Origin of the sequence: Ruminococcus sp. CAG:379 (genome assembly GCF_000434255.1) — a bacterium.
Lineage (GTDB): Bacteria > Bacillota > Clostridia > Oscillospirales > Ruminococcaceae > Ruminococcus_F > Ruminococcus_F champanellensis.
The window spans coordinates 45,894-53,571 of record NZ_FR894889.1; the positions used below are offsets into that span (position 1 = coordinate 45,894).

A 7,678-nucleotide genomic window follows, 5' to 3' on the forward strand; every position below is an offset into this window, starting at 1 on the left:
GGCTGGCGGCTGCGGCTGCCCCTGGCAAGCTCGGAGGATGCGGAACTGCTGGCTTGCTGCTCTCCCAAACTGGATTATGCAGGAAATCGGTTCTCCCGGCTTCAGATCAATCTGTCCCAGATTGCAGAATTTGATTTTTATTAAGGCAAAAAAGCGGTATCACCCCATTGGATGATACCGCTGCTTTTATTTCTCCTTGTTTGCCAGGGATGCCCGAATGAAGTCTGCGAACAGCTTCTGGGGCTTGTTGGGACGGGACTTGAATTCCGGGTGGAACTGTACGCCGATGAACCAGGGATGGTTTTTCAGCTCGATGATCTCCACCAGCCGCTCGTCCGGAGAGAGCCCAGCGATGGACAATCCCTTCTGGGTGAGCAGTTCCCGGTAGCTGTTGTTGAATTCCCAACGGTGCCGATGCCGCTCGTAGATCAACGGATCCCCGTAAAGCTTTGCGCACAGGGAATCCGGTGCCAGCTTGCAGGGGTACAGACCCAGCCGCATGGTACCGCCCTTGTCGGTGATATCCTTCTGGTCGTCCATAATGTCGATGACGCAGTTCTTACCGTCCGGTGTGAATTCGGAGGAATTTGCATCGGTCAGACCAGCCACATTGCGTGCGAATTCTACCACCGCCATTTGCATGCCCAGGCAGATGCCAAAGAAGGGGATCTGATGCTCCCGTGCATAGCGGATCGCTTCGATCATGCCCTCAATGCCCCGGTCGCCAAAGCCGCCGGGTACGATGATGCCGTCACACATGTTCAGCATGCTGTCGGCGGTTTCCGCTGTGATCTCTTCAGAATTGATCCAGAGGATCTTCACGTTTGCATCATTGACGATGCCCCCGTGCCGCAGTGCCTCTGCAACGGACAGATATGCATCCGGCAGGGCAACGTACTTGCCCACCAGACCGATGGTCACTTCCTTGTGGGCATTCTTCTGCCGGTTCACCATTTCGATCCACTCGTGCAGATCCGGCTTGGGGTTGTCCAGATGCAGATGGTGGCATACAGCATTTGCAAGCCCCTCATTTTCCAGCATCAAAGGCACTTCATACAGGGAAGGCGCAGTGGTATTCTGGATGATATCCTCCCGGCGCACATTACAGAACAGGCTGATTTTTTCAGCCATCTCCTCCGGGATCTCCATTTCCGTGCGGCATACGATGATGTTAGGCTGGATACCCAGGGAGAGCAGTTCCTTGACGGAATGCTGGGTGGGCTTGGATTTCAGCTCATTGGAGCCTGCAATGAAGGGCACCAGAGTCACATGGATGTACATGGCGTTTTCTCTGCCTACTTCGGTGACGAACTGACGGATCGCCTCCAGGAAAGGGGTACTTTCGATATCGCCCACTGTGCCGCCGATCTCCGTGATGACCACGTCAGTAGAGGTGGCTTTGCCCACCCGGTAGATCTTTTCCTTGATCTCGTTGGTGATGTGGGGGATGACCTGCACTGTGCCGCCCAGGTAGTCGCCCCGGCGCTCCTTGTTCAGTACATTCCAGTAGATCTTGCCGGTGGTCACGTTGGAGTTTACGCTCAGGTTTTCATCTACAAAGCGCTCGTAGTGCCCCAGATCCAGGTCTGTTTCTGCACCGTCATCGGTGACGAATACCTCGCCGTGCTGATAGGGGCTCATGGTACCCGGATCCACGTTGATATACGGGTCAAATTTCTGAATGGTGACCTTATAGCCTCTGGCCTTGAGCAAACGTCCCAGGGAAGCGGCAGTGATGCCCTTTCCAAGTCCGGAAACCACACCGCCGGTGACGAATACGTACTTAATCGGCATTTTCTTATTTCCTCCAGTCCTAATCTCTGTATGAAATCATATCATTTCTATTTTACCCTGTTTGCGTATAAAAAGCAAGAGGAAAAAAGAATTTTGTCACTTTATTTTGGCGGATGCAGAAAAACGCCGTCCCATGGGGGACGGCACTGTCTTACGGAAGGAGTTCTGCCCGGATCCGGGCACAGTAGATTGTAAAATCAAGATCCTGTTCCAGGGAGGATACCCGAAACCGGCTGTCTGCTTCGTAGCCGCAATTGGCAAAATCGTCAATGGTGAGTCCGCTGAAGAAGCCGTTTGCGACATCAAAGCTGACGGTACCGGAAATGTTGTACAAGGTCAGCCGGATCCGGTATTTTCCCTGTTGATGGGTCAGAAGTATGGAAAGCACCGGAATTTCCTCCAGTCGGCTCTCGTCAAAGCGGGTACCGTATGTGAGAGAAAGGATTTTGCCAAAGCAGTGCCAGTGTTGTAGGTCCGGGGGCAGCGTCCGGTACAGAAGCTCCATGCCCTCAATGGCTTCCAGTCCCTGCATGATGCGTTTCCTCCTTTTTATCCTGGTGGATCACAAACCAGAAGGTGGAGCCCTTCCCAAGGGTGCTGTCCACACCGTAGGAGTAATTGTGCAGCTTCATAATGGCTTTCACGATGGACAGTCCCAAGCCGGTACCCACAACCTCCCGCTTGTGGTTTTCGCTGCGGTAGTACTTGTCAAAGATCATCCGCAGATTCTCCTTGTCAATGCCTGCACCGGTGTCCTGCACCTCGATGCGGACGCCGTTGGGAGTGTTGATCTGCCGGACAAAGATCTGCTTGTCCGGGCCTGTGTAATTGACGGCGTTGTTGATCAGGTTGCAGATCACCTGCTCGATCTTTCCTGCGTCGCAGGTGACCATGGTTTCTTCATCCGGCGTAAAGTGGATGTGGTAGCCGGTTTTGGCGGACAGCCCCCGATACCGGTCGATGATTTCCGACAGCTTTGCCCGGATGCCGAAGGTGGAGGGGGTCAGCGCCAATCCGCCGCTTTCCAGCTTGGACAGATCCAGAATGTCATTGACCATCAGTGCCAGCCGATCGGTTTCCTCAATGATGATATTCAGATGCTCCGCACGCTTTACCGGATTGTCTCCGCTCAGATCCCGGATCATTTCCGCATATGCCTTCATCATGGTCAGCGGCGTGCGCAGATCGTGGGACACGTTGGCGATCAGATCCCGCTGGAGGGTATCCACTCTGGAGATCTCCTGTGCCGCATAGGTCAGCGCCCCTGCCAGCTGCTGCAGCTCCAGGTAGCTGCCCCCGTCAAATTGCACGTTGTAGTTGCCCTTTGCCATTTGCTTGGCGGATTTGGTCAGGCTTGCAATGGGTCGTGCCAGCCGGCGGGACAGATAAATGGACAGCAGCAGACCCAGCATCAGCAGAATGGCAGAGATGATCAGCAGCTGCCGCTTGATGATGGCTTCCGTGGAGCCTACCGGCACCAGTGGCGTATTCAGCAGCAGATAGCCCTTGGGATTGTCCATGGTGCCGATTACCGTACCGTATACCAGAGTATTGGTGCGGATGTGCTCGTTCATGATATCCCCGCAGATGGTGCCGGTCTTGCTGGAGCGGATCTGTGAGATAAAGGCACTGGTATAGTTGGCAAAGCCGTGCACCAGGCAGGCGTTGCCCATCAGATCCTTGGAATATACCGTCCGGTAGTACTTGTCCACCACCACGATGCACAGATCGTTGTCATAGGCAAGTTCATCGTAGGTTTCTTCGTAGTTCTCCGTGCCGTAAATGTTCAGCATATGGGCGGCAACCTTCTGGATGTCCGATGTCTTCATCCGGTCATAGAACTTTTCCAGAAAGATGATCTGGAATCCCCACAGCAGGAGAAATACCACCAGGATGAAGAACATAAAATAACACCAGAAGTGCAGTGCCATGCTTTCGCCGCCTGTCCGGCGGTGCCGTTCAGCGAACTTCAAACTTATACCCCATTCCCCGGAGGGTTACAATGAATTTCCGGTATTCTCCCAGACTGTTCCGGAGCATTTTGATGTGGGTATCCACCGTCCGGTCGTCTCCGAAAAAGTCATAGCCCCAGACCTCCTCCAGCAGCTTGTCCCGGGTCAGGGCAATGTTGCTGTTTTTCACCAGGTAGAACAGCAGGTCGTACTCCTTAGGGGTCATGGATACCCGCTTACCGTTTACATAGACCTCTCTGCCAGCCATGTCGATTTCCAGTCCCTCGAATTTCAGCCGGTCCGGGTTGGCGGGTGCCGCATGCTCGCTGCGCTTGATGACTGCCTTGACCCGTGCCATCAGCTCCTTGGGGGAGAAGGGCTTGACCACATAGTCATCGATGCCCAGCTCAAAGCCGAACAGCTTGTCGTATTCCTCACCCCGGGCAGAAAGCATGATGACCGGAATGTTTTTATACTTTTTGATCTCCTTGCATGCGGAAAAACCGTCCAGACGGGGCATCATAATATCCATGATGATTACATCAAAGTCCTGGGTCTTGACCAATTCCACTGCCTGCATACCGTCCTCTGCCTCTGCAACCTCGTAGCCTTCAAATTCTGCGTATTCCTTGACGACCAGCCGGATGTTGGCCTCGTCGTCCACGATCAGTAACCGTTTCATAAGCTTGTCTGCGTGCCCTGTTGAGCCGCACTCCTTTCTTGGTTTGCTGCTTGTATCATACCATACTGATGCCAGTATATCAAGCCCTTGTGAAAAAACTGTGACGGGCAAAAAAAGATTCCGGGAGAATTCTTGAGCAGTTTGCACAAACAGCCAGGATTTGAAGCGGAATCATTGACATTTGCGTGCATTTTTGGTATAATCAATGTATATATAAATGGGGCGTCCTCCGCATCGGAAGCGGAGAGTCAGGGGAATGCGCACAGCGCAGATCCGGTTAGGACAGGATAGCATTGAAAAGAAAAAGATGGTTGATCTGTGAGGGGGTTTTTACCCTTGCCACCGGTATCGTCATTGCCTATGCGGCCATGAACCGGCAGGATGCATTTTTAATTTTTACTTCATATGTACTGGTGGTGGCAGTGCTCAGCGTGGCGCTGACCGTGTACTGGCAGAGCAGCTCTGCCCGGGCGATGGAAGCCAACCGCCGCCGCATTGCCTATTTTATTGACAACATCAACACGCCGGCGCTGCTGTGGGACAATACCCTGGAGCATATCCGGATCAATGACAGCCTGCGGCAGGTGCTGGGCTTTGCAGAAGGGGAGACCCTTACACAAGAGCAGTTCCCGGCGTTGTTTGAGCGGCAGGACTGGAAGGAGCAGGACATTCGGGATATTCTCCGGAGCCGGAATGCAGAGTTTGTGATCCATACCCGCAGCGGTCAGGCGGTCACCATGGTCTGGAGCACCTCCGGCATGCAGCAGACAGAAAACACCTGCCTGTTCATGACCATCGGGGTGAATGTGACGGAGACCCGGCAGATGCAGTCGGAGATCGAGATGTTCTCCAATCAGTTGGCAGCTTCCGAATGGCGGTATTCCCTGTCCATGGAGCTGTCGGAGATCGGCATTCTGCTGACCCAGGGGGACAAGTATTTCATTTCTCCGGAGCTGCAGCGCATGCTGGGGCTGGATGAAGCCTCTGTATCCTTCGCTGCCTTCCGGCGGCTGGTGCATCCCAACGATACGGTGATCTACGACACCTTTCTGCGCAGTGTGGAGCGGCTGCCCCAGATGCAGGAGGATCCGGAGGATCAGATCCACTCCATGGAGCTGCGGCTCCGTTCGGCGGACGGGGAATATCACTGGTACAACTATCGCTACAAGGCGGCAAAGTTGGTTGGAGCGGATACCCCCATCATCGGCGGCTCCTTTATCAACATGGACACGGAAAAGGAAAAGGACGCTTTGATCGAGCGGCTGGCTTATGTGGACGAGGTCACGGGTATTTCCAACCGGAACAAGCTGATGCTTATGGGACAGGAGACCTATGCATGTTCCCTGGAGCTGGGGATTACCTACTTTGTTATGGTGCTGGACATTGACCGGTTCCACCTGGTGAATGATGCCTACGGCTACGAATGCGGCAACAAGACCTTACAGGATTTTGCTCACATTATGTATAAGTATCTGTCCTTCGGGGGCTTTGGTGCCCGGATCTCTGCGGACAACTTTGCGCTGATCCTCCGGGATTACGGGGATGAGGAGCTGCCGGTCAAGACCATGGAACGGATCCAGGCGGATCTTGCCCAGTTGGGTATGACGGAGCTTTCCGCCAAGGCGCTGACCTGTTCCGCCGGCTATTCCCGGATGCCCCAGGACGGAGAATCCTTTGCGGAGGTACTGGAGCATGCGGAATTTGCCCTGTCCTCTGCGGAGCACCGGAAGGGCACGGTGGTAGGCTACAACAGTAGTATGCATGATACCATTGTAGGGGAGAGCGAGCTGGAAAAGCAGTTGTCCGATGCCATTGACAATGGGGAACTGCGGCTGTACTATCAGCCCAAGATCGCATTGACCAACGGCAGGATTATCGGTGTGGAGGCATTGATCCGCTGGATCCGGCCGGACGGCACGGTGGTGCAGCCAGGCAGCTTTGTGCCCATTGCGGAAACCTCCCAGCTGATCCGGAAAATCAGCGATTATGTTCTGTCCGAGGCATGTGAGCAGAACCGGATCTGGCAGCGGATGGGACTGCCCAATATCATCATGTCCATCAACCTGACTTCGGCGGATTTCTATCAGACCAACGTGTGCGAGGCAGTGTATGAAGCGCTGGCGCGGACTGGTCTGGAGGCACAGTGGCTGGAGATCGAGCTGACGGAATCTCTGGCTCTGAAGGATCTGGATATGGCATTGGAGCAGATGCACCAGCTGCGTGCCATGGGCGTGCGTCTGGCGATGGACGATTTCGGTACCGGGTACTCCTCACTGAGCTATTTGCAGGTATTGCCCATTACCCTGTTGAAGCTGGATCGCAGCTTTGTGGTGAATCTGGAGCAGGATGAGATTGCAAGAGAGATTGTGGCAGCGGTGATCCGCATTGCCAAGTCCAAGCATATTGAAACCATTGCGGAGGGCATCGAGCACCCGGAGCAGGCAAGACTGCTGCGGATCGCCGGCTGTGACAATGCCCAGGGCTATCTGTATGGCAAGCCCATGCCCCCCAAGGAGATTGAGGAATTTATGCGGCGTAATGTGACAGAGCGCCAGGTTTACTGATTGCAAGGAGGAATCAACATGGACTTTCTCAGACGCAAATACACACTGGGTGAGGAATTGTTCAACGCCATTACCCACGGCATCGGCGCCCTGCTTTCTGTAGCGGGCTGCGTGATACTGTTGGTCAGATGCCATCAGCTGGGCGACGGCGTTGCGGTAGTCAGTTCCGCCATTTACGGTGCCACTTTGATTATCCTGTACACCATGTCCACCCTGTATCACGCCCTTGCCAACGAAAAGGCAAAAGCCGTGTTCCGGGTGTTTGACCATGTGACCATCTATCTGCTGATCGCCGGCACCTATACCCCATATACTTTGGCGTGTCTGGGCGGGGCGTTTGGCTGGACTTTGTTCGGCATCGTCTGGGCGGCGGCTATTGTGGGAATCGTTTTTTCCTCCATCAGTCTGCGTCGGTTCCAGAAGCTGTCCATGATCTGCTACATTGCCATGGGCTGGGTGATCCTCATTGCCATCAAGCCCCTGTGGCAGGTGATCGGTACGCTGCCCATGGTATTTCTGGTGATCGGCGGGGTACTCTACACGGGTGGTGTTTTGTTCTATCAGATGAAGGAATCCCGGTATATGCATTCTATCTGGCATTTGTTCGTCATTGCCGGCAGCATCTTTCAGTACTTCTCGATCCTGCTGGCATTGACTTGATCAGGTCGTGTTGACACTAAGCCTAA

General features: G+C 54.1%; 6 protein-coding genes. 2 read left to right on the plus strand and 4 right to left on the minus strand.

From position 1 onward, the window contains the following. Nucleotides 1-186: 186 nt before the first annotated feature. The 4 genes from QVO51_RS05990 to QVO51_RS06005 all read right to left on the minus strand — a co-directional run bounded on the left by QVO51_RS05990 (nucleotide 187) and on the right by QVO51_RS06005 (nucleotide 4,428). Entirely contained in the window at nucleotides 187-1,794 is a 1,608-nt protein-coding gene (locus tag QVO51_RS05990; RefSeq protein WP_022357637.1) for a CTP synthase, read from the minus strand. Nucleotides 1,795-1,945: 151 nt separating this feature from the next. After that, a complete protein-coding gene (locus QVO51_RS05995; protein ID WP_022357638.1) occupies nucleotides 1,946-2,326 on the minus strand; it encodes a hypothetical protein in 381 nt (126 codons plus the stop codon). Continuing rightward, a complete protein-coding gene (locus QVO51_RS06000; RefSeq protein WP_022357639.1) occupies nucleotides 2,304-3,725 on the minus strand; it encodes a sensor histidine kinase in 1,422 nt (473 codons plus the stop codon). Before QVO51_RS06000 ends, QVO51_RS05995 begins: the two co-directional genes overlap by 23 nt. Before the next feature lie 28 nt (nucleotides 3,726-3,753). Further along, nucleotides 3,754-4,428 (minus strand): response regulator transcription factor, encoded by a 675-nt coding sequence (locus QVO51_RS06005; protein WP_022357640.1) that lies wholly within the window; start codon nucleotides 4,426-4,428, stop codon nucleotides 3,754-3,756. Nucleotides 4,429-4,721: 293 nt separating this feature from the next. Between QVO51_RS06005 and QVO51_RS06010 the strand changes: the two genes are divergently transcribed. Together QVO51_RS06010 and trhA are read left to right on the plus strand one after the other, a co-directional pair. Then, nucleotides 4,722-6,992, plus strand: a complete 2,271-nt coding sequence (locus tag QVO51_RS06010) for a sensor domain-containing protein (RefSeq protein ID WP_022357641.1) — start codon at nucleotides 4,722-4,724, stop codon at nucleotides 6,990-6,992. An 18-nt stretch (nucleotides 6,993-7,010) separates the two neighbouring features. Further along, a complete protein-coding gene (trhA, locus tag QVO51_RS06015; RefSeq protein ID WP_022357642.1) occupies nucleotides 7,011-7,652 on the plus strand; it encodes a PAQR family membrane homeostasis protein TrhA in 642 nt (213 codons plus the stop codon). The last annotated feature ends 26 nt before the right edge of the window (nucleotides 7,653-7,678 follow it).

Excerpts from the sequence above, each read along its gene's own strand:
- QVO51_RS05990 (WP_022357637.1), bottom strand. The coding sequence starts at position 1,794 with ATGCCGATTAAGTACGTATTCGTCACCGGCGGTGTGGTTTCCGGACTT.
- QVO51_RS05995 (WP_022357638.1), bottom strand. The coding sequence starts at position 2,326 with ATGCAGGGACTGGAAGCCATTGAGGGCATGGAGCTTCTGTACCGGACG.
- QVO51_RS06000 (WP_022357639.1), bottom strand. The coding sequence starts at position 3,725 with ATGGCACTGCACTTCTGGTGTTATTTTATGTTCTTCATCCTGGTGGTA.
- QVO51_RS06005 (WP_022357640.1), bottom strand. The coding sequence starts at position 4,428 with ATGAAACGGTTACTGATCGTGGACGACGAGGCCAACATCCGGCTGGTC.
- trhA (WP_022357642.1), top strand. The coding sequence starts at position 7,011 with ATGGACTTTCTCAGACGCAAATACACACTGGGTGAGGAATTGTTCAAC.